A 23,881-nucleotide genomic window follows, 5' to 3' on the forward strand; every position below is an offset into this window, starting at 1 on the left:
CCTTATCTATGTTTTCTTTAGCGTAGCACAGCAAAAACAAATATTTAAGGTGCATGTTATGAAATGTAACAAAAAATACTAAAAAATCTAAAAATTTTATGAAAAATTATATAGGGCTGATTCGTACCGCGCACATCTTAAAACCGGGCATTTTACAGTCCGGATCCAAGGCTTCACCAATTAAATCGTTGACGTTTTGCGTGTCAGACCAATGGATGGGGACAAACAATGTGTCTTTTCGTACGTTCTCCGACCATCTGCTCCGGACCGTGATGCTGCTCCGGGGGGATTCTATCTTCACGAGAACACGGTCTTCGATATGATAGTCGGCCGCCGTTTTTGGGTGGATTTCCACAAAGGATTCGAAATGTCTTGCAGCCAGGGCGGAGCTTTTTCTCGTTTGGACACCCGTTAAGTAGTGAGACATCACCCTTCCCGTGGTTAAATAAAGCGGATAGCCGGCGCTCGGCTTCTCTTTCGGGACGGCCGGTTCATTTGGAATCACGCTTAATTCAGCTCTGTGATCGGGATGGGCAAATGAGTGCTCAAACAATCGCCCGGTTCCGGGGTGATCCGCTTCAGGACATGGCCACTGAATGCCGCCTTCCCGCCTGAGCCTGTCATAGGTGATGCCAGCGTAATCAGCAATTCCGCCGCGGCTCGCTTCTCTCAGTTCGTTAAAGATTTCCTCCGCTGACGTATAGGGAAAATAATGCCCTTTACCAAGAGCCGAGGCAATGTCACAGATAATCTGCCAATCATGTTTCGCTTCTCCGGGGCAGGTGCGGCTCGCTTCTCTTAATGTCACGCGGCCTTCTACATTTGTCATCGTGCCTTCGTCTTCCAAATAAGAGGAGGCGGGTAAAATCACATCTGCGAATGCCGCGGTCTCAGAAATAAATAAATCAACTGCGACAAAGAATCTCAGTTTCTTGATTGCTTGTTTGACGAAATTCGCATTTGGGCCGGAAACAGCCGGATTGGAACACATGAGAAACAGTCCTTTGATGTCGCCGCTATCTATTTTTTCTATCATTTCATAGGCTGAGACGCCTTTTCGCGGCAGCTCATCCTGATGAATCCCCCACACCTTCGCAATATACGCCCGGTGTTCTTCAATTTCGATAGAACGGTAGCCCGGAAGCTGATCCGCTTTTTGGCCGTGTTCTCTCGCGCCTTGTCCGTTGCCTTGACCGGTAATTGCCCCGTAACCTGAGAAGGGCTTGCCGATTTTTCCAGTGATCAGCACCATATTTAAGAAAGCTTTCACCGCCGCGGTACCGTCAGTCTGCTGTTCGATCCCCCGCGCTGTAAACAGCATGCCGGATGTTTCCTTGGCAAACTTCACGGCGGCCTTTCGCATATGCTCCAAAGGAACACTTGTCTGCTCGGAAATCTCTTTCAGATCCAAAGCGTCGGTATGCCGTTTGAGCTTATCGAATCCGTTTGTGCGTGTGCGGATAAAGTCTTTGTCTGTAAGCTGTTCGTCAATGCAGATTTTGACGAGTCCGTTTGCCAGGGCGGCGTCTGTGCCGGGCTTGATTTTCAGGTGAATATCGGCTATTTTGGTCGTCGCCGTTTCCCGGGGATCAATGGCGATAATGTAAGCCCCGTTTTCTTTCGCTTTATCAAAATACGGCATGATCGTCGGCTGGCATTCCGCGATATTGGTGCCTGCCAGGATGATGACGCGTGTATGCGGAATGTCCGATAATGGATTCGTCAGGCCCCTGTCCGCGCCGAATGTCTGGCCGGCCGCCGTTGCTGCGGCAGACATACAGAGCCGCCCGTTGTAATCGATGTATTTCGTCTGTAAGCCGACCCGTGCGAACTTTCCAAGCAGGTAGGCCTCTTCATTTGTAATTGAGGCGCTCCCGTAGACGGCCATCGCATCATTGCCGTGTTCGGTTTGAATCAGATTGATTTGTTCCTTTATGCGATTCAGCGCTTCAGCCCAAGAAACAGGCACAAATTCACCGTTTTTTTTAAGCAGGGGGCGTGTAATGCGGGAAGAGTGCACGGCATGCTGATGGGCATTCATGCCTTTTGTACATAAACGGCCATGTGTCGTCGGATTATCAATGCCGATTGCAGTGTATTTCTTTCGTGCCGCGAAGGTTTGTTCCGTAAGCTGCATTTTGCATTGCATGCTGCAGAACGGGCATTGCGTCTCATATGTTTTTTCCGATTGAATATCTTGCAGTTTGTCACGGAAATAACGGAGCATCGGTTCAGTCAAAAAGCTTCATCCTTTCGTATGGCGTTTTCCCGGCAGACAGGTTTTGCAGCAGGGATATGTCTGAACGGAGATTTTTCAGAAGCTGTGTCCGCATATCTTCTTCAAACAGCATTTCTCTGATATGGACGAGGCCGAGTCTGTCAACCCATTGGTAAATCGCTTCGTTGTAGTGAGCCGTTTCGCGATAATACTGAATAAGGCCTTTCATCATAGCGGCGGTACCGTCTTCGTTATTCGTCACACAAAAAAGGCTGCCGGCGCGGGCTTGTTTTCCGCGGACGCCCCCGATATAAACTTCCCAGCAAGTTTGTGTCTGAAGCACGCCGATATCCTGAATGTAAGCATCGGTGCAATTGTTTTCACAGGACAAGCTGACGGATACATAAGCGGGTACGGCAAGCATGTCGGTATCTCGTTCAATCCTGCTTGCCAGCTCTTGAAAGGAGCGATGCTGTCCGCACGTACATGCTCTGATTTGAATCGTCCAGCGGTGCCGGGGGGAGAAAACCGGCATGTTCAGTGCTTTTCTGATGCTTGCAAGGTCATTTGGCCTGATTCCGGAAAGCCTCAGCCGGTGACTGTCAGTCATCGAAACGCCGGGGATGCCGTATGCTTCGATGACGTCTGCGATGTTTTTGAGCTCTGCCGCACTTGTCAGTCCGCCGTACATTTGCGGAATCAGGGTGTATGTCTCTTCTGCTGATATTTCATTGAACTGCATAAAATCAGGCCGCGTCCTTTCCAGGTAATAGTGAAGCGCCGGAATACAAATGCGGCAGCCGTTTTCTGTTTTCCAGCCGATCTCTTTCATTACCTCGGCGGCATCAGTGAACGGACGGCGCCGAAGTTCCGCGATGACTTCTTCTTCCGTCAAATCGGTGCAGCCGCAAAACGAAGGCTGGCGGGAGGGTTTTGTGTAATCATCGCTCGCCATATACTTCAGCAAGTCTTCAACGAGCGGCCTGCATCCTCCGCAAGACCCGGACGCTTTTGTCATGTGCTTTACTTCCTCCGCGGTTTTTAAGCCATATTTGTTCACCGCTTCTTCAATGGAGCCCTTGGTCACTGAGCTGCATTGGCAAATGGTTTCATGGGAAGGCATGGATTCAAAGGATATACCGCCTTGATCCGGTTCCATGAGCTGTTTTTTCACGATGGAAATATCTCTTTGCTTCACAAGACTGTCGAGAAGCCGCTGTTTACCCCGCGTGTCCCCGAATAAAATAAAGCCGGCCGGTTTATCGTCCTCAAAGAGCGCTTTTTTGTAGATGCCTGCATGCTCATCATGGAACAAAATGCCGGCTGTGTGTTCATCCTCGTGCACCTTTCCTGCCGACCATACATCAATACCGGCTATTTTTAAGGCTGCAGATTGTGCAAAGCCTTGAAACCCTTCGCACGGGACGCCGCATAGATGCTGCGCGAGCACTTTTCCCTGTTCATAAAGCGGCGCCGCCAATCCGTATACAATCCCGTCATGCTCCGCGCATTCACCGACGGCATACACATTCGGTTTGTTCGTCTGCATGAATTGATTGACGATGATTCCTCGGTTCACTGAAAGTCCGGCAGATGCAGCCAATCGGATATTGGGCCTCACACCGGCGGCCATGACAATCAGGTCTGCTTCTATGGAAGAACCGTCTTTGAAACGGATGCCTTCCGCCCGTGAGTTTCCTGTAATGGATGCCGTGTCTTTCTCTAAAAGAAAGACTAAGCCTTTTCGCTCCAGTTCTTTCTGCAGCAGATGGGATGCCGTTTGATCAAGCTGTTTTTGCATAATGGCGGAAGAGTGGTGAATGACGCTGACGTCCATGCCGAGCTGCCGTAAGCCGACGGCCGCTTCAAGACCTAATAAACCGGCGCCGATGACCGCCGCCTTTTGATACCGGCCGGCCGCATTGATAAGGGATTGGCAGTCCTCTATTGTCCGAAAGCCGCAGACGCCTTCTTTCTCTGCTCCGGGTATGGGGAGAATATAAGGAGAGGAGCCCGTTGCAAGGATGATTTGATCGTAAGTCATGCTGCGCTTTCGATCCGTTGTGACAACCTGCCGTTCTGTATCAATGTCTACAACCGTTTCTCCCGTGTAAAGCGTAATTCCGTTTTTTTTGTACCATTCGCAGCTATTCAGCGTAATGTCATCAAGCGAAACCTCACCTTGTAAAACGGAGGATAAGAGAATGCGATTGTAATTGGGATGAGGTTCGCTTCCGAAAATGACAATCTCAAACATGTCACGGTTCATCTTTAAAATGTGTTCAATACAGTGGATTCCGGCCATTCCGTTCCCTGCTGCAATTAATCGTTGTTTCTTCATTCGCCAAACCTCCTTTGCAGCTGCCTGTAAGATTGCTTCTCTATGAGAAATTATGGCACATTGCCTGATTAACGCATTAAATGTGTCGCATTATCTTACACATGTCTTTTCCGGTGAATGCCGGTCATATATTCTTGATTCAGCAATTTGAAATGATAGAAGACCGGAAAGGAGAATGTTATGAAGCTGTCGGAATTAAAAACAAGCGGCCATCCGCTCACTCTGCTCTGTTCCTTCTTATATTTTGATGTGAGTTTTATGATTTGGGTAATGCTGGGAGCGCTCGGCGTTTATATTTCTCAGGATTTCGGGTTATCTTCTTTTGAAAAAGGGTTTGTCGTGGCTCTGCCGATCTTATCAGGATCTGTGTTTCGGATCATTTTAGGTGTGTTAACGGACAGGATCGGGCCGAAGAAAACAGCCGTGATCGGGATGCTGATCACGATGATCCCGCTGCTTTTGGGGGCATTCGGCGGCCGTTCTTTGACTGAGCTGTATGCGATCGGCATTCTGCTGGGCGTGGCGGGCGCAAGTTTTGCTGTTGCGCTTCCGATGGCGAGCCGATGGTATCCGCCTCACTTGCAGGGGCTTGCGATGGGGATAGCAGGTGCCGGCAACAGCGGTACTTTGTTTGCGACATTGTTCGGTCCCCGCCTTGCAGAACAGTTTGGGTGGCACAGTGTAATGGGAATTGCGCTTCTTCCGTTGATGATCGTTTTTATTCTGTTTATCGTCATGGCGAAGGACTCTCCTGCACAGCCCGCACCGCAGCCGCTTAAAAACTACCTTCACGTTTTCAGGCAGAAGGAGACATGGTGTTTCTGTCTTCTGTACGGCGTCACTTTCGGAGGTTTTGTGGGATTATCAAGTTTTTTGGCGATTTTTTTCGTTGATCAATATCAATTGTCAAAAATCCATGCCGGTGATTTCGTCACAATATGTGTCGCAGCGGGCAGTTTTTTTCGCCCTGCAGGAGGCTGGATTTCAGACCGTGCGGGAGGTGCGAAAGTTCTCGCTGTACTGTTTGTCATCGCGGCTCTGTGTATGGCGGGAGTCAGCAGCCTGCCTCCGCTTTCAACGGTTGTCGTTCTGCTGTTTATCGGAATGATGGCGCTCGGTATGGGCAACGGAGCGGTATTTCAGCTTGTCCCTCAGCACTTTGCAAAAGAAATCGGAATGGTGACGGGGATCGTCGGAGCAGCCGGCGGCATAGGGGGTTTTTTCCTTCCGAATATTTTAGGATCATTGAAGCAGATGACGGGAACTTATGCGATCGGTTTTATCTCTTTTTCATGTATCGCATTGCTCGCATTTGTGCTTGTTCTGGCCGCAGGCTATTTTTGGAGAAAAAGCTATGGCACTGAAAACAGTCCTGCGGATGTTTAAGTTTGGGTGGAAGACACGTATGACAGCGTGTCTTTTTTATGATTGATTATTTTCCACTTGATTTTAAACGGAGAATATATCAGAATAAATAGTAACGATTACGATTTATAACAATGTACATCATGATGAAAATAAGGCAGGTGCGGGATATAAATCGTAATCATTCTATTTTGTCAGGAGGCTATTTTATGAAAAAAATTCCGGTTACAGTATTGAGCGGCTATCTTGGTGCCGGTAAGACGAACGTTTTGAATCATATTTTACAAAACCGCAACGGTTTAAAAATTGCCGTCATCGTCAATGACATGAGCGAAGTAAATATAGACGCGGGCTTGGTGAAGCAGGGAGGCGGCTTGTCAAGGACGGATGAGAAACTCGTAGAATTATCTAACGGCTGTATCTGCTGTACGCTGCGTGAAGATTTATTAGTCGAAGTTGAGAAACTCGCGAAAGACGGCAGATTTGATTATATAGTGATTGAATCAACAGGGATCAGCGAACCGATTCCCGTTGCCCAGACATTTTCTTATATAGATGAAGAAATGGGCATTGATCTGACAACTTTCTGCAGGCTGGACACAATGGTGACCGTGGTGGATGCAAACCGCTTCTGGCATGATTTCCAGTCCGGTGACAGCCTTCTTGACCGGAAGGAAGCGGCGGGAGAAGAGGATGAACGGGTGATTGCCGATTTATTAATTGACCAAATCGAGTTTTGTGATGTGCTCATTTTAAATAAATGCGACATGGTGGGCGAAAAAGAGCTTGAACAGCTGGAAACGGTTCTTCGCGCATTACAGCCCCGTGCCAGACTGATCCGGTCCGTCCGCGGAGAAGTGCCCGCCGAATACATATTGAATACCGGTTTATTTGAGTTTGAGGAAGCGAGTTCATCAGCAGGATGGATAAAGGAACTGACGGCAGGTCATGAAGCGCACACTCCGGAAACGGAAGAGTACGGCATCACTTCGTTTGTGTACTCGCGGCGTCTGCCGTTTCATACCGTTCGTTTTGACAGCTGGCTGCATCAATCAATGCCTGACAACATTGTGCGCGCAAAAGGAATTGCTTGGTGCGCAACCCGCAACAGCCTTGCGCTGCTGATGTCTCAGGCGGGTCCGGCAGTTTCGATTGAGCCTGTTTCTTATTGGGTGGCGGCAATGCCGAAACTTGAGCAGGAGCAGATCAAACAGCAGGAACCGAAGATTTTGGAAGATTGGGACGACCAATTCGGAGACCGTCATACGAACCTGGTGTTTATCGGAACAGATTTAGATGAAGCAGCCATTACAAAGGAATTGGATCAGTGCCTGCTCACGCCGTCTGAGTTCGATTCCGATTGGTCGCAGCTTGAAGATCCTTTTCAATGGGATATTCAGCGGGCCGAATAACATACCGGCCAAGTTTAGAAGCAGGTGAAAAGGGAAGGAGTGATGAAAAAGGAGCTGACCAAGTGTGAAAGCACTGACATACCAAGGAAAAGAACATATGGAAGTGAAAGAAGTCCCGGCACCCGCCATTCAAGATGAGAGAGATGTCATCGTTCGAATCACCGCAACCGGGATATGCGGTTCAGACCTTCATTTATATAAAAACGGAATACCCGCCGATCCGGGTTATATCGTCGGGCATGAGCCGATGGGAATCGTTGAAGAAACGGGCAGTCAAGTCAAAAAGCTGAAAAAAGGCGACCGGGTCGTGATTCCTTTTAACATCGGCTGCGGAGAATGTCATTATTGCAAGCATCAGATGGAAAGCCAGTGTGATGAATCAAATCCAAACCCTCATACAGATGCCGGCGGCTTATTCGGTTTTTCGGAGTTTAACGGTAATTATCCCGGCGGGCAGGCTGAATATTTACGTGTTCCTTATGCTGATTTCTCTTCTTTTCTGGTTCCGGCAGACAGTGAGCTTGAAGATGAGCAGGTGCTGCTTCTGTCAGATGTCATGCCGACCGCCTTTTGGAGCGTCCAGCACAGCGGAGTGAAAAAAGGGGATACAGTCGTGATTCTGGGATCAGGTCCGATCGGCTTAATGGCGCAAAAATTCGCGTGGAAAAAAGGAGCAAAGCGGGTTATCGCAGTCGATCAAGTCCCGCATCGCCTTGAACATGCGAGACGCATAAACGGAGCAGAGACCTTCAATTTTTCAGAACATGATGAGATCGGGAAACTGCTGCATGAACAAACGTCAGGGGGCGCGGATGTAGTGATTGATTGTGTCGGAATGGACGGCACGCCGCTTTCAAAAGAAAAAACAGAGCAAAAACCGAATCAGTTCGGAACGATCAGTCCGATTCTTACAGCATCAGAAGCCGTTAAGAAGTTCGGAACCGTGCAGCTCACGGGCGCATACATTTCTGAAGCGGACGGCTTTCCGCTCGGTGATTTTTTCACACGCAACGTTTCTTTAAAAATGGGCCAGGCACCCGTTATTCATCTGATGCCGATGCTGTATCAAATGATCGAACAAAATGAAATTGATCCGACGGACATCATTACACACAAAATGAGTCTTGCGGAAGCTCCTGCTGCATATGATATATTTGACAAAAAAGAAGATGGCAACATTAAAGTGATTTTAAAGCCATAGCGAGGAGAAACACGATGAATATTTACAGACCGGCGGGATTTTGGATCAGATTGGGAGCCGTGGTACTCGACTATTTAATTACTTCAGTGCCTTTGGCGATTATTTTTATGCTGGCAACAGGAAAAGATCCGAATGAGAGCGCAATGATCAGCATTATTTTGACTCTTTATGGTATTTTGCTCCCTGTATACTGGAACGGTTATGTTATCGGCAAAAAGATCTGCGGTATCCGCATCGTCAAAAAAGATGGAACTCAGGTAGGCTTTCTCACTATGATTTTGAGAGTGCTTGTAGGCGGCCTGATATATGGGGTGACGTTTGGAATCGGTGTGATCGTGAGCGTATTCATGGTCGGAATGAGAGAAGACAAACGGTCAATCCACGATTTTGTAGCGGGAACGTATGTCACGTACGCGCTGCCGGACGAATCGATTGAAAAGAGCGAATAATTTCGCTCTTTTTTTGCATAAAAAATGGATGAGGGAGAAACATATAACAAACGTTAAAGGAGGAAAGAATCATGAAAAAAGCTGCATTGTCTTTAGCTGCGTTTTTCATTACAGCAATGGTTTTCACAATGCCGGCACACGCCGCCGGAACAAAAATGCCTTCAACAATGTCACTCACGGAACAGCAGAAAAAAGAAATTGAATCACTTGAAAAAGAAGTGCTCGAAAAACGAAAACATGTCATATCCAAATATGTCGAGTACGGGGTCCTGCCGAAAGAAAAAGCAGAACATATTAAACAGCATATGGACAGGCGCTTTAACATGATGAAACAAAATGGGTTTGTCCCGAAGCCTCCGCCTCATAAATTGGAAAAGCGGCATCATCATTCTTAAGCATCCGGCAAGCCGGATGCTTTTTTGTTTTATCGGGATTGCTCTGAACGGATCAGGAAAAAAGTTTTTATTGGTACCGGAATGTAATTGAAACAAACGGTAAAAGTTTATAAAAGTTCCCTGAGAGAAATATGATTCTCTCAGGGGTTTCTTTTACATTGCGGCTGCATCAATAATATACGTATCCGCATGAAGATCGGATATTTCGGCAGGCACTGAATAACAGGTAAGGCTGTATCGGCCTTTCGGAATATGAAAGAAAAGCCGCTTTGACATCACGCTTTCAATCTCAATTCCATCTTTTACAGCCTCAAAGGGAACAGTCGCTTTTTTCTCATAGGATGGTACCGGTTCACTTGTGTTAAGCCTGAGAACGATAAATGCCCTCGTATTTCTCCTTGCCTCAAATGAAACAGCTCCGTCAGCTTCCGCATATCCTTTTTCAATGGCTTCATCGGTCCAATCGATAACAGGCGGTTCTGAATCTTTTTGGAAGATTGTAAATTGATGATAAGAAATGGCCAGTTCTTGCGGTTTCCATGATTTAATCAATGCGCTGTTCCTCCTGTTTTTTACTTAATTTTAAATAATACTCTCGTTCCGTCGGGATCATTGGTAAGCTGGTGTCCGACCCATGAGCCGGCTCCGCGGTTGTCTGCCGGAGAAATATATTCTACGGAGGCGTTGTTTCCGCCCTGTTTACAAACCGCCATCGGCCATTCATCCCTATCGTATCCCGTTTTTACAGGTACATGTTTAAGAGATTGCTCACGACGCTTATGTACTCCGTCTCTGTCAATGGTGCATATGCTGGAATGCCCTTCTTTTATCGCGTCCTTAATATGCTTTGCTGTTTCCGGATATCGATCGGACGGAAATAGGATTACCTTGTCGTAATCATTCTTCTGAACGGTCTGCTCGTTATCTGAGAAAAGATCACCCTTGATCAGGGCCGCGACTGCTCCGGCAATGATGATAAGAACAAGCAGCAGTGCTTTTAATGTTTTCAAGAGTATCAATCACCTCCAGTTATAAATTGCTGTTAAGCTGGTCCAAGAATAAAGCAGAATCGGCCGGCTGTAAAGCTGTTAAAATATATTTCTCAGCCGCAATTCAGCTGAATATCTGTAAAACCATCCGCACAAATCAACTTTATTCATTAAAAATTCGATCAGAAAGTGTTTTTTGCCGTTTCCCTATTCAGAATGAGCGGTTGCGGCCGTATCGTCAATTGACTTATTATAGCGATAAGCTCACCGGCAGGATATCTTCGTCTGCGAGTGTCCGACCCGAAAACCTTGGCCTGTATGACCGTGCGCAACAAGACGATAAAAAGACGGCCATCTGATAAAAAGGCCGTCAGCAAATCATTCCAGATTCGCATGCTTTGTAAACATGTCTGCTGAATTCAATTCTTTTTTCTCCATGATTTTTAGAATAACCGCATCGTAAAACAGCAGAAGAGTTTGTTCGAATAAAGAACCCATCGGCTGAATCGTCTTTCTGTCTCCGCCGGTCTCTTCCTTAGGAGAGCCGGGAATCGTTATTGTAAGATCCGCAAGTTTGCCGAGACTTGAGCCGGGGTTAATCGTTAATGCAGTGACGATACCGTTAAGACTTTTGGCTTTTTCAGCTGTATGAAGCAGACTTTTTGTTTCGCCTGAGCCTGAGCCGATGATTACGAGACCGCCTTCTTGGAGGGGAGGGGTAAGCGTCTCACCGACGATGTAAGCGTTCAGACCGATGTGCATCATCCTCATGGCGAACGCTTTAGCCATAAAGCCGGAACGCCCCGCTCCGGACGTGAAGATTTGATCTGCCGATAAAATCTGATCCGCAAGCTTGTCAGCTTCACTGTCGGATATTAATGCTGCGGTGCGGGATATTTCATTTAGTATTTCATGTAAGTATTCAGTCGTTTTCATGATCCTTGTGTGATCAGCTGTTTCATTTTAGCAGCAGTATCCGCTTTATTGTCAGCTCCCGTAATGCCTCCGCCGACAATGATTAAATCTGGGTTTTGTTTGATGGCTTCAGGAAGCGTATCAAGTTTAATGCCTCCGGCAATTGCGGTTTTAGCGCTCTTGACCGCTTTTTTAATCGCCGTCAGCTCCTCGAATGAATTTTTTCCTTCTGCTTGAAGATCATAACCCGTGTGAACACAAATATAATCAACACCGAGCTGGTCAATTTCTTTTGCCCGTGTTTCAAGGTTTTTTACGTTAATCATGTCGACGAGGATTTTTTTCTGCTGTTTTTTTGCTTCGGCAACCGCCCCTTTGATCGTTGAGTCGTCTGTCGCTCCTAAAACGGTGATGATGTCGGCTCCCGCTTCTGCCGCTTTCATAATCTCGTAACCGCCTGCATCCATGATTTTAAGATCGGCAAGCACTTTCAAGTGAGGAAAGGTTGTTTTCATTTCCTGCACGGCTTTCAGTCCTTCATTAATGACAACGGGAGTACCGATTTCTACAACATCTATATATTGTTCGACCTCTTTCACAAGTTCAATTGCTTCCGGGATATTTACTAAGTCTAATGCCAGCTGTAATTCCACTTTATATCCACTCCTCTTTTTCATGTATTTCCATTCTATAGAGTGGCCCGCATGTTGAGAAGTACGCACTTTGAAGTCTAATAGTTACTTTGAGGATACTGTCCCCGCAGGCAATGCGCTTTGTTTCAGCAAAACAGCGTGGTAGTATAAACTGATGAAAGTTGTGTGAAAAAGTAAGCGTGTATGAATAGATGATGACCGTACAAAAAGTAAGAGGAAGGAGAATTGTCCGTGAGCCGAATGGATGAGAAAACGTTTAATTGCGAAAAGGAATTGACGCTTGCCGTGATAGGCGGGAAGTGGAAAATGCTGATTATGTGGCACTTGGGAAAAGAAGGGACGAAGCGGTTTAATGAGCTGAAAGCTTTAATTCCGGATATTACGCACAAAATTCTTGTGAATCAGCTCAGGGAGCTGGAGCAGGATCTGATCGTTCACAGGGAAGTTTACCCTGTCGTCCCTCCGAAAGTGGAGTATTCTTTAACGGCGCAAGGAGAAAGCCTTATGCCGATTCTGGACGCCATGTATAAGTGGGGAAAAGATTATATGGAATTAATCAACATTGATAAAACTGCAATAAAGGAATCTTTTTGAAGTGCTCTATATAAAATAGAGTGCTTTTTTTGCGGTTTAATGAAATCATATTGAGAACATTCGGACTGTCTGTTTCGGTTCTTGCGCTGTTTTTTCCGGGTCAGCTTACGTACGTAAATTTTTTTTATTTCTGCCATAACTGGATATTCGACAGATTTTCATTATAGTTTAAAGATTTTTAATTTTACGTAAATAATATTTTTGAAAATAAATTGCGGGATGCCGCAAAATACCCTCTGGATTTGTCGGATTTTTTTCGGTGTGCCGCATGAAACTTTTCACCCATTTTTCGGTGATAAAAACAATATTTTCATATAAAGTGAACGTAAGTAGATATATAGAAATACATGCAGAAATAGGTAAACCTTTCGTGCTTACAATCAATGGCTTTTTGTCTTGATTTCTCATAAATTTGATGCCGTATTTCGGACTGCGCGGGTGAACGGATGACGGATTTCGGCGGTGATTGAATCGGGATCGTTTTTGAGGTAAGTGGTTCTTTTGGCTTGAGAATGAGTTAGGGACATAGAGGGAGGCTGTTTCTAAGGGAGAATTGACAACTATATCTTAAAAAGGGGAGGCGCACACATATGGAAATAACTTTTTATCCTTTAACAAATGCTCAAAAACGTATCTGGTATACAGAAAAATTCTATCCGAACACAAGTATTTCAAATCTTGCGGGGTTCGGGAAACTCATTTCTGAAGACGGCGTACAGGCTCATTACGTTGAGAAAGCGATACAGGAATTCGTCCGGCGGTATGAGTCGATGAGAATCCGTCTGCGGCTTGATGATGAGGGGGAGCCCGTTCAATATGTGAGCGAATACCGTCCGCTCTCCATCGGGCACACGGATATCAGGCAAGCCGGCTGCTCTGCGGACGAGCTGTCAAAATGGGGGCGTGAAGAAGCTGGCAAGCCTCTGGCGTTATATGATCAGGATTTATTCCGTTTTTCCGTGCACACGATCAGTGAAAATGAGGTCTGGTTTTACGCTAATGTGCATCACATTATTTCAGACGGGATTTCCATGACGATTCTGGGCAATGCGATTACTGATATTTATTTGGAGCTTTCAGGCGGGACAAGTGAGGAACAGACGGAGATTCCTTCTTTTATCGAGCACGTGCTGACAGAGCAGGAATATGTGCAGTCGAAGCGGTTTAAGAAGGATCGGGACTTTTGGAACGGGCAGTTTGAGACCGTGCCGGAGCTTGTGTCCCTGAAACGGAGCCGGGCAGATGCGGGTCTTGATGCGAAACGGTTTTCTCAAGAAATTCCTCACGACTTATATGGCCGCATTCATTCATTCTGCGAGGAGCATAAAGTCAGCGTACTATCTCTGTTCCAGTCAGCTCTGATCACTTATCTCTACAAAGTGACCGGCCGGGATGACGTTGTCACGGGTACGTTTATGGGAAACCGGACGAATGCGAAAGAAAAGCAGATGCTCGGGATGTTCGTATCTACGGTGCCTGTGCGGACAAGCGTTGACGGAGGACAGTCGTTCTTGGAATTCGTTAAAGGCCGGATGAAGGATCTGATGAAAATTCTCCGCCACCAAAAGTATCCGTATAACCTGCTTGTCAATGATTTGCGCGCTTCGAAAAGTTCGCTGAGCAGATTGTTTACGGTGGCTCTGGAGTACCAGGTGATGCAGTGGCAGAAAAAAGAGAATCTGTCCTTCCTGACAGACCCTATTTTCAGCGGAAGCGGTACAAATGATATTTCGATTCATGTGAAGGAACGATGGGACACCGGGAAATTGACGATTGATTTTGACTATCGCAGCGACATTTTCAAGGGGGAAGAGATTGAATCTGTTTCTGAACGTTTGATCACGCTGATTGAAGATGCGATTTCATCTCCTGATCGCATAATTGATGAACTTACTCTTCTTTCTGAATCCGAGAAAGAGCGGCTGCTGAAACGGGCCTCCGGCAATCCGGTGAATTACCGCAAGGAGATGACGATACCGGGGCTGTTTGAAGAGAAAGTGAAGTCACTGTCTGACAAACCCGCGGTTGTGTATGAAGGCCGAACATTGTCCTATCGCACATTGCATGAACAATCAGGCCGTATTGCCGGACGCCTTCTTCAAGCCGGGATATCAGCCGATTCTCCTGTCGCGGTGGTGCTTGGCCGTTCTGAGCGTGTCATTGCGGCAATATTGGGAATTTTGAAAGCGGGCGGCGCCTATGTGCCGATAGATCCTGACTTTCCGGCGGATCGGATTCAGTACATTTTAGAGGACAGCGGAGCGAAGGCTGTTCTGACAGAGGCCGGAATACAGGTGCCTGCAGCGGATGCCGAACGGATTGATTTTGACGAGGCTGTTCAGTTTGAAACGGCTGCGGACGGTGTCAGCACACAATCAGACCGGCTGGCTTACATCATCTACACGTCAGGTACAACGGGGCGGCCGAAAGGCGTGATGATTGAGCACCGACAAGTTCATCATCTGGTGCAATCACTGCAGCAGGAGATTTATCAATGCGGTAAGCAGACGTTAAGAATGGCGCTTTTGGCTCCGTTTCATTTTGATGCGTCCGTCAAACAGATATTTGCATCGCTTCTTTTGGGACAGACGCTTTATATCGTGCCGAAAACGACTGTAACGAATGGCTCGGCACTGCTGGACTATTATCGTCAAAACCGGATTGAAGCCACTGACGGAACGCCTGCGCATCTGCAGATGATGGTTGCGGCGGGAGATGTCAGCGGAATTGAATTGCGCCACATGCTCATTGGGGGAGAGGGCCTGTCCGCGGCTGTTGCCGAGCAGCTGATGACGCTCTTTCATCAATCGGGCAGGGCGCCGCGTCTGACGAATGTCTACGGGCCGACAGAAACGTGCGTAGATGCGTCCGTGCATCAGGTGTCAGCCGATAACGGAATGAATCAACAGGCGGCGTACGTTCCGATCGGAAAACCGCTCGGCAACGCCCGTCTGTATATATTGGATAAGCACCAGCGGCTTCAACCCGACGGCACGGCCGGTGAGCTGTATATCGCGGGTGACGGTGTAGGCCGCGGCTATTTAAATCTGCCGGATTTGACCGCAGAGAAGTTTTTGCAGGATCCGTTTAACGGAAGCGGCCGCATGTACCGCACGGGTGATATGGCGCGCTGGCTGCCGGATGGGACGATCGAATATATCGGCCGTGAAGATGATCAGGTGAAAGTCCGCGGCTACCGCATTGAGCTGGGAGAAATTGAAACGGTGCTCAGAAAAGCTCCGGGCGCGGCGCAGGCCGTCGTGCTGGCACGGCCGGATCAGCAGGGCAGCTTAGATGTCTGCGCATATATCGTTCAGGAAAAAGGAACCGAGTTTCACCCTGCCGAGTACAGAGAGTATGTGTCAAAGCACCTTCCTGATTACATGGTGCCCGCTTACTTTACAAAAACGGACGAAATTCCGCTCACGCCGAGCGGGAAGGCGGACCGCAAAAAGCTGTTTGCGCTTGATGTGCAGGCTGTCAGCTCGTCCGAATATGCCGCGCCGAGAAATGAAACGGAGGAAACGCTCACCGTCATCTGGCAGGAAGTCCTCGGAATGGACAAGGCGGGCATTTATGATCATTTCTTCGAGTCAGGCGGTCATTCATTAAAGGCCATGACGCTTCTGACGAAAATTCATAAGCAAATGGGCGTTGAAATTCCGCTGCAATACTTGTTTGAGCATCCGACGATTGCAGCGCTTGCCGATTATGCGGAAAACCGAAACGAAGGACCGGCATTCAGTGCGATTGAGCCGGCTGAGAAGCAGGCGAGCTATCCGCTTTCGCTCGCTCAGCAGCGGACTTATATCGCGAGCCAATTTGAAGACGCGGGAGTCGGATATAACATGCCGGCTGCGGCCATGATTGAGGGCGCTTTAGACCGTGAAAAGCTTGAGCGTGCATTTTCTGCCTTAATCAGCAGGCATGAGGCGCTCAGAACATCGTTTCAATCAGAGGACGGCACGCCGAGACAGGTGATTCACGAACATGTTCCGTTTCATATTGAAATGATCGAAGCGCGCGGAAGAACGAATGAACAGGTCATGAAGGACTTTGTGCGCCGTTTTGATTTATCTGAGGCGCCGCTGTTCAGAATCGGCCTGCAAACGCTCGATCACAATCGCCATATGCTGCTGTTTGATATGCATCACCTGATTTCTGACGGGGTGTCTATTTCCATCATGCTGAAGGAACTGGCTGACATCTACGGCGGAAATCAGCTGCCTGAATTGCGCATTCAATATAAAGATTATGCCGTATGGCAGGCGGAACGGGCGAAAGAAGGCTACAAGAAGGAGCGGGCGTACTGGAAAGAAGTCTTCAGCGGCGAACTGCCGGTGCTTCAGCTGCTCCCTGATTATCCGCGGCCGCAGGTGCAAAGCTTTGAAGGTGACCGCGTGTCCGCCAAGCTGCCGAAAATGCTGCGGGAACGGCTGCAGAAGCTTGCCGAGAAAAACGGAGCCACCCTTTACATGGTGCTGTTATCAGCTTACTATACGCTGCTTTCTAAGTATTCGGGACAGGAAGACATCATCGTGGGAACACCGTCAGCGGGAAGAAATCACTCTGATACCGAGGGGCTTATCGGGATGTTTGTCAACACGCTTGCGCTGCGAAGCTCCGTGAAGCAGGATCAGACATTTGCCGGCTTGTTAGGTCATGTGCGCAAGCAGGTGCTGGACGCGTTTTCTCACCAGGACTATCCGTTTGAGTGGCTGACCGAGGAGCTGAATGTGCCCCGGGATATGAGCAGGCATCCGATATTTGATACGATGTTCAGTCTGCAAAATGCTTCGGACGGTATTCCGGAGATCGGTAATCTGACGCTGTCTCTTCATGAAACAAACTTCAATATCGCCAAATTCGACCTGACCATGCAGGCTCGGGAAACAGCGGAAGGCCTTGCGCTTGATTTGGATTATTGCACGAAGCTGTTTAAGCGCTCAACTGCGGATCGCATGCTTGCGCACTATGTCCGTCTGCTGGAGAGCGCGGCAGCTCAGCCGGATGTGAAAATCAGCGAATATGATCTGCTTTCTGAACGGGAGGCTTTGACTCAATTACAGCGGTTCAATCCGGAGCGCACGGCGTACCCGAAAGAGCAAACGATCGTGCAGATCTTTGAAGAACAGGCCCGAAAGAACCCTGACCGGACGGCTCTTCAGTTCGAAGGGGAAACCCTGTCTTATCAGCAGCTGAATGAACGCGCCAACAGGCTTGCGCGGCATATTCTTTCAGTCGGAGGCGGCGGGAAAACCGCGGCTGTTCTGTGTGAACGGTCAATGGATATGATTGTTTCCATTATGGCTGTGTTAAAAGCGGGGTCCGCCTATGTGCCGATTGATCCTGAGCATCCGGTTCAGCGGATTCAGCATTTCTTCCGCGACAGCGGGGCGAATGTGCTTATGACTCAGCAAAGTCTCAAGCCGCTTGCGGAAAAGGCCGGTTTTCAAGGCGTCATTGTGCTTGCTGATGATGAGGCGAGCTATGAAAAGGGCTCTCACAATCCAGCATTGCCGTTTGATTCCAAAACGATTGCCAATCTCACTTATACATCTGGCACGACGGGAACGCCGAAAGGAAACATCGTCACACATGCCAACATTTTGCGGACGGTAAAGAACACGAACTATTTGACCGTTTCTGAAGAGGACACAGTGCTCGGTCTGTCAAACTACGTCTTTGACGCTTTTATGTTTGATATGTTCGGTTCGCTGTTAAACGGTGCAAAGCTTGTGATCGTCCCGAAAGATACGGTGCTGGATATGTCACGTCTGTCCCGTGTGATCAAACGGGAGAACGTCAGCATTCTGATGATTACGACGGCCCTGTTCCACCTGCTTGTTGATATGGAGCCGTCTTGTCTGACGACACTTCGGAAAATTATGTTCGGGGGCGAAAGAGCGTCTGTAGAACATGTCAAAAAGGCGCTGGCGGCAGTCGGAAAAGGAAGACTGCTTCATATGTACGGTCCGTCGGAAAGCACGGTGTTTGCGACATACCATCCGGTGGATGTCATTGAAGAGGATACGCTCTCCGTTCCGATCGGGAAACCGGTCAGCAATACGGAAGTCTTCATCATGAACTCAGCCGGACGCATTCAGCCGGCGGGTATCGCGGGAGAGCTGTGCGTCAGCGGTGAAGGTCTCGTAGAAGGCTACTACAACCGTCCTGAACTGACGGAAGAAAAATTTGTAAAGCATCCGTTTAAGGAAGGTGAACGGATGTATAAAACGGGCGACTTGGCCAGATGGCTTCCGAATGGCGATATCGAGTTTATCGGACGTATCGACCATCAGGTGAAAATTCGCGGTCAGCGGATTGAGCTTGGCGAAATTGAGCATCAGCTTCAAAGTCATGACCAGATTCAGGAATGCATTGTGCTCGCTGTGGATCAGGGCGCGGGTGACAAACTTCTTTGCGCGTATGTTGTCGGCCTCAGGGAAATCTCTTCCCGGGAGCTGAGGGAGCATACGGCGAAGGATCTTCCGGCTTATATGATTCCGTCCGTCTTTATTCAATTGGATGAACTGCCTCTTACAGGGAACGGAAAAATCGACAGGCGGGCGCTGCCGATGCCGGATGTGACCGCAGCGAATGCCGTGTCATATACGGCGCCGCGCAATGAAACAGAACAAAAACTGGCGGATATTTGGGCTGAGGTGCTGCAAATGGAGCGGGTCGGCGTCCATGATCAGTTCTTTGAGATCGGGGGCCACTCGTTAGCGGGGATGAAACTGCTGGCCCTTATCCAGAAGACATTCGGCGTGCAGCTTACCTTAAAGGATCTGTTCACTTCTCCGACCGCTGCGGGGCTGGCGCAGCTGATTGAAGGGGCTGAGCGGAAAACGGCAGTGAGCATCGCACCGGCTGCCGAGCGGGAAACGTATCCGGTTTCTTCACCGCAGAAGCGGATGTTCGTGCTTCAGCAGCTGGAAGGCGCTGAAACAAGCTATAACATGCCGTCTGTGCTCCGCTTAAAAGGAAAGCTTGATGCAGAAAAGCTGAAATCCGTCATGAAACAGCTGACAGAACGCCATGAAGCCTTCAGAACGACATTTGACATAAAGGATGGAGAAACAGTTCAGCGCATATGGGCGGAAGCTGATATCGACATGGAATATTATGAAGCCTCTGAAGAAGATGCTGAACGGATTATTCAGAGCTTTATCCGGCCGTTCCGCCTGGATCAGCTTCCTCTCGTCAGAACGGGACTGGTCAAGCTGGCTGAACATGACCACCTGCTGCTGTTTGATATGCACCATATCATTTCGGACGGCGCTTCAGTGGGCGTGCTGATAGATGAACTGTCCCGCTTGTATGGCGGCGAAATGCTTGAGCCGCTGCGGATTCATTATAAAGACTATGCGGTATGGCAGCAGAAATTTATTCAATCAGAGCAGTACCGCAAGCAGGAGGAGCATTGGCTTCGGGAGCTTGACGGCGAGCTTCCGGTATTGACGCTGCCGGCTGATTACAGCCGTCCGGCCGTGCAAACCTTTGAAGGAGACAAGCTGGTCTTTTCTCTGACTGGGGAACAGACGTCGGCTCTTCGCAGTCTTGCGAAACAAACGGATTCTACCATGTACATGGTGCTGCTGGCGTCATACAGCGCCTTTCTCTCAAAACTGAGCGGACAGCATGACATCATTGTCGGTTCGCCGGTTGCGGGACGGTCACATGCGGATCTCGCAAACGTCATCGGTGTTTTTGTGAATACACTCGCGCTTCGTACGTATCCGGAAGCGGACAAAACGTTCACGGACTATCTTAAAGAAGTGAAACAAACCGCTTTACATGCATTTGACGCGCAGGATTATCCGCTTGAAGACCTTCTGCAAAAGGTTGAGGTGCAGCGTGATACGAGCAGAAATCCGCTGTTTGATGCGGTATTTTCAATGCAAAATGCAAATGCGGAAGATCTGGTCATGGAAGGAATTGAGCTGAAGCACCATCCGTTTGACAGAAAAACAGCCAAGTTTGACCTGACAATGACGGCTGAGGACACAGACGAAGGCTTAACGTTTGTGCTTGAATATAACACCGCGCTGTTTAAACCGGAAACGGCAGAGACATGGAAGCATTACTGGCTTCAACTGTTAGAAGCAGCAGCGGAAAATCCGGCTGCGAAGCTTTCTGAGCTTTCATTGGTGAATAAAACAGAAAAACAAGCCCTCCTTGACGCATGGAAAGGAAAAACAATTTCTGTGCCGCGGGACAAAACAGTTCACCGTCTCTTTGAGGAAACGGCCGCCCGCTACGCGAACCGGCCGGCCGCGGCATACAACGGCGCGAAGTGGACGTACGGCGAGCTGAACGCAAGGGCGAACCGCATCGCGCGCATTCTCATGGACTGCGGCGTCACGGCTGACGAACGTGTCGGCATTTTGACGAAGCCGTCCTTGGAAATGGCCGCGGGCGTACTCGGCGTCCTGAAAGCGGGCGCGGCATTTGTGCCGATTGACCCCGAATACCCGGAAGAGCGGATCAGCTACATTCTGCAGGACAGCGGCGCCAAGCTTCTTCTCACACAGGAAGCGCTGGACGTGCCGGAAAGCTACAACGGAGAAACGATTCTGCTTGACGGCGGACGCTCCATTCTGAGCCTGCCGCTTGATGAAAACGATGAAGCGAACCCGCAGACGGAAACAACGGCGGATCATCTCGCTTATATGATTTACACGTCAGGAACGACCGGACAGCCGAAGGGTGTCATGGTCGAACACCATGCGCTGGTGAACCTGTGCTTCTGGCATCACGACGCATTCGCCATGACGGCGGATGATAAAAGCGCCAAATACGCGGGCTTCGGTTTTGACGCCTCCATCTGGGAAATGTTCCCGGCATGGACCATCGGCGCGGAGCTTCACGTCATTGACGAAGCGATCCGGCTGGATATCACCCGCTTAAATCACTATTTCGAGGAGAACGGCGTGACCATCACCTTCCTGCCGACGCAGCTGGCCGAACAATTTATGGAGCTGGAAAATACCTCTCTCCGCATGCTTCTCGTCGGCGGCGACAAGCTGAAGCGGGCGGTGAAACAGCCGTACACGATCGTCAACAACTACGGCCCGACGGAAAACACCGTCGTCGCGACAAGCGGCGTCATCAATCCGGAGGAAGGATCGCTTTCGATCGGACGGGCGATTGCCAATACGAGAGTTTATATTCTCGGCGACGGCGATCAGGTGCAGCCGGAAGGCATTGCCGGTGAATTGTGTGTGGCCGGCCGCGGTCTTGCGCGCGGATACCTGAACCGTGAAGAAGAAACGGCGAAGCGGTTTACCGCAGATCCGTTCGTGCCCGGCGAGCGCATGTACCGGACCGGCGACCTCGTCAAATGGAACGCGCAGTGCGGCATTGAATACATCGGCCGTATCGACCAGCAGGTCAAAGTGCGGGGCTACCGGATCGAGCTTTCAGAAATCGAAGTCCGCCTCGCCCAGCTTGCGGACGTTCATGACGCAGCGGTGACGGCCGTGGAAGACAAAGCGGGCAATACCGCGCTTTGCGCCTATGTCGCGCCTCAGCAGGACGATATTGAAGCGCTCAAAGCCGCGCTGAAAGACACGCTGCCTGACTACATGGTGCCGGCGTTCTGGGTGGAGATGGACGAGCTTCCGGTCACCGCAAACGGAAAGATTGACAAAAAAGCCCTGCCGGAACCGGACATTGAAGCGGGAAGCGCCGCTTACAAAGCGCCGGAAACAGAGATGGAGACGCTGCTTTCAGACATTTGGCAGGAAGTGCTCGGTCTTGACCAGATCGGCGTAAGCGATAATTTCTTCACGCTCGGCGGCGACTCGATCAAAGGCATCCAAATGGCGAGCCGTCTGAACCAGCACGGCTACAAGCTAGAGATGAAAGATCTCTTCCAGCATCCGACCATCGAAGAGCTCGTCTCTTATGTGGAGCGGACGGAAGGCAAGCAGGCCGACCAGGGACCTGTCGAAGGCAAAGCGGAGTTAACGCCGATACAGCGCTGGTTCTTTGAGAAAAACTTCACGGACAAACACCACTGGAACCAATCCGTCATGCTTCACGCGAAAGACGGCTTTGATCCGGAGATAACAGAAAAAACATTACATGTCCTGACGGTGCACCATGATGCGCTCCGGATGATTTATCGTGAACAAAAACCGTATTACAGAGGGCTTGAGGATGCGTCTGTTGAACTGAACGTCTTTGAGCTGAACGGACCTGCTGAAGACCATGAGGACCGTATCGAAAGGGAAGCAGACCGTCTTCAAAGCAGTATTTCACTGGAAACAGGACATCTCTTGAAGGCCGGGCTCTTCCGGGCTGAAGATGGAGACCACCTTCTTCTCGCAATCCATCACTTAGTCGTGGATGGTGTATCTTGGCGGATTTTACTGGAGGACTTCACGTCCGTTTATACGCAGCTGAAGCAAGGCAATGAACCAGCGCTGCCGCCGAAAACACATTCATTCGCCGAATTTGCCGAGAGAATCAAAGAATACGCAAATACAAAGGCGTTTCTGAAAGAAGCGGATTACTGGAGAGAGCTTGAGGAAAAAGAGGTATGCACTCAGCTTCCGAAAGACAGGCAGTCTGGTGATCAGCGCATGAGACATACGAGAACAGTCAGCTTCTCTCTGACGCCAGAACAAACTGAACAGCTGACGACAAACGTACATGAAGCCTATCACACTGAAATGAACGACATCCTGCTCACGGCGCTCGGACTGGCGCTGAAAGAGTGGACGGGTGAAGACACGATCGGCGTTCATTTAGAAGGCCACGGGCGCGAAGACATTCTTGACGGCTTAAATATCACCCGGACGGTCGGATGGTTTACGAGCATGTATCCGATGATCCTTGAGATGAAGCACGCCGACGATCTTTCATATCAGCTGAAACAAATGAAAGAAGACATCAGACACATCCCGAACAAAGGAGTCGGCTACGGCATTCTGCGTTATGTAACGGCGCCTGAGCATAAAGAGAATCTTTCATTTGAGATTGATCCGGATATCAGCTTTAACTACTTAGGCCAGTTTAATGAGATGTCAGATTCCGGTTTATTTACAAGATCCGGGATGCCGTCAGGACAATCGCTGAGCCCTGACACAGAGAAGCCGAATGCGCTTGATATTGTCGGATTTATAGAAAATGGGCAGATGACGATGACGTTTGCCTATCATTCTCTCGAATTTCATGAAAAAACCATTCAATCGTTCAGTGACAGTTTTAAAGGGCACCTCTTGAAAATCATAGATCACTGCCTGGCCCAAGACGGACCTGAGCTTACACCTAGCGATCTTGGCGATGATGATCTGACGCTTGATGAACTTGATAAATTAATGGAAATTCTCTAACAGA

At 49.0% G+C, this 23,881-nt stretch carries 13 protein-coding genes; 7 read left to right on the top strand and 6 right to left on the bottom strand.

The window, feature by feature from the left end:
• Window positions 1-106: 106 nt before the first annotated feature.
• Complete coding sequence (gene nasC, locus OTK50_RS18830) at window positions 107-2,239, bottom strand: assimilatory nitrate reductase catalytic subunit NasC (protein ID WP_224224020.1); 2,133 nt, start codon at window positions 2,237-2,239, stop codon at window positions 107-109.
• Window positions 2,232-4,559, bottom strand: a complete 2,328-nt coding sequence (gene nirB, locus OTK50_RS18835; RefSeq protein ID WP_224224021.1) for a nitrite reductase large subunit NirB — start codon at window positions 4,557-4,559, stop codon at window positions 2,232-2,234. The genes nasC and nirB overlap by 8 nt, the downstream gene beginning before the upstream one ends.
• Window positions 4,560-4,739: 180 nt before the next feature.
• Here nirB and OTK50_RS18840 point away from each other — a divergent pair, with 180 nt between their 5' ends.
• The 5 genes from OTK50_RS18840 (at window position 4,740) to OTK50_RS18860 (ending at window position 9,381) form a co-directional block, all read left to right on the top strand.
• On the top strand, window positions 4,740-5,945 hold the full coding sequence (locus tag OTK50_RS18840) for an MFS transporter (RefSeq protein WP_224224022.1): 1,206 nt from the start codon (window positions 4,740-4,742) through the stop codon (window positions 5,943-5,945).
• A 188-nt stretch (window positions 5,946-6,133) separates the two neighbouring features.
• On the top strand, window positions 6,134-7,336 hold the full coding sequence (locus OTK50_RS18845; protein WP_224224023.1) for a GTP-binding protein: 1,203 nt from the start codon (window positions 6,134-6,136) through the stop codon (window positions 7,334-7,336).
• 64 nt (window positions 7,337-7,400) lie between these two features.
• Entirely contained in the window at window positions 7,401-8,537 is a 1,137-nt protein-coding gene (locus tag OTK50_RS18850; RefSeq protein ID WP_007609290.1) for a zinc-dependent alcohol dehydrogenase, read from the top strand.
• 14 nt (window positions 8,538-8,551) lie between these two features.
• Entirely contained in the window at window positions 8,552-8,986 is a 435-nt protein-coding gene (locus OTK50_RS18855; protein ID WP_224224024.1) for an RDD family protein, read from the top strand.
• A gap of 116 nt (window positions 8,987-9,102) precedes the next feature.
• On the top strand, window positions 9,103-9,381 hold the full coding sequence (locus OTK50_RS18860) for a YckD family protein (RefSeq protein ID WP_263612330.1): 279 nt from the start codon (window positions 9,103-9,105) through the stop codon (window positions 9,379-9,381).
• Window positions 9,382-9,534: 153 nt separating this feature from the next.
• On the opposite strand, the gene comJ is transcribed toward OTK50_RS18860, so the two are convergent.
• The 4 genes from comJ to hxlA all read right to left on the bottom strand — a co-directional run bounded on the left by comJ (window position 9,535) and on the right by hxlA (window position 11,938).
• On the bottom strand, window positions 9,535-9,933 hold the full coding sequence (gene comJ, locus OTK50_RS18865) for a competence protein ComJ (RefSeq protein ID WP_007609299.1): 399 nt from the start codon (window positions 9,931-9,933) through the stop codon (window positions 9,535-9,537).
• A gap of 20 nt (window positions 9,934-9,953) precedes the next feature.
• Window positions 9,954-10,391, bottom strand: a complete 438-nt coding sequence (locus tag OTK50_RS18870) for a NucA/NucB deoxyribonuclease domain-containing protein (RefSeq protein ID WP_038456921.1) — start codon at window positions 10,389-10,391, stop codon at window positions 9,954-9,956.
• A gap of 357 nt (window positions 10,392-10,748) precedes the next feature.
• A complete protein-coding gene (hxlB, locus tag OTK50_RS18875) occupies window positions 10,749-11,306 on the bottom strand; it encodes a 6-phospho-3-hexuloisomerase (RefSeq protein ID WP_038456922.1) in 558 nt (185 codons plus the stop codon).
• The gene (hxlA, locus tag OTK50_RS18880) at window positions 11,303-11,938 is read right to left on the bottom strand and encodes a 3-hexulose-6-phosphate synthase (protein WP_221664223.1); all 636 of its coding nucleotides are present in this window, start codon (window positions 11,936-11,938) and stop codon (window positions 11,303-11,305) included. Before hxlA ends, hxlB begins: the two co-directional genes overlap by 4 nt.
• Window positions 11,939-12,169: 231 nt before the next feature.
• On the opposite strand from hxlA, the gene OTK50_RS18885 reads away from it, so the two are divergent.
• Both OTK50_RS18885 and srfAA read left to right on the top strand, forming a co-directional pair.
• Window positions 12,170-12,532, top strand: a complete 363-nt coding sequence (locus tag OTK50_RS18885; RefSeq protein ID WP_007409352.1) for a winged helix-turn-helix transcriptional regulator — start codon at window positions 12,170-12,172, stop codon at window positions 12,530-12,532.
• A 590-nt stretch (window positions 12,533-13,122) separates the two neighbouring features.
• Entirely contained in the window at window positions 13,123-23,877 is a 10,755-nt protein-coding gene (gene srfAA, locus OTK50_RS18890; RefSeq protein WP_224224025.1) for a surfactin non-ribosomal peptide synthetase SrfAA, read from the top strand.
• The last annotated feature ends 4 nt before the right edge of the window (window positions 23,878-23,881 follow it).

Origin of the sequence: Bacillus sp. NEAU-CP5, from assembly GCF_026420705.1 — a bacterium.
Taxonomy (GTDB): Bacteria; Bacillota; Bacilli; order Bacillales; family Bacillaceae; genus Bacillus; species Bacillus velezensis.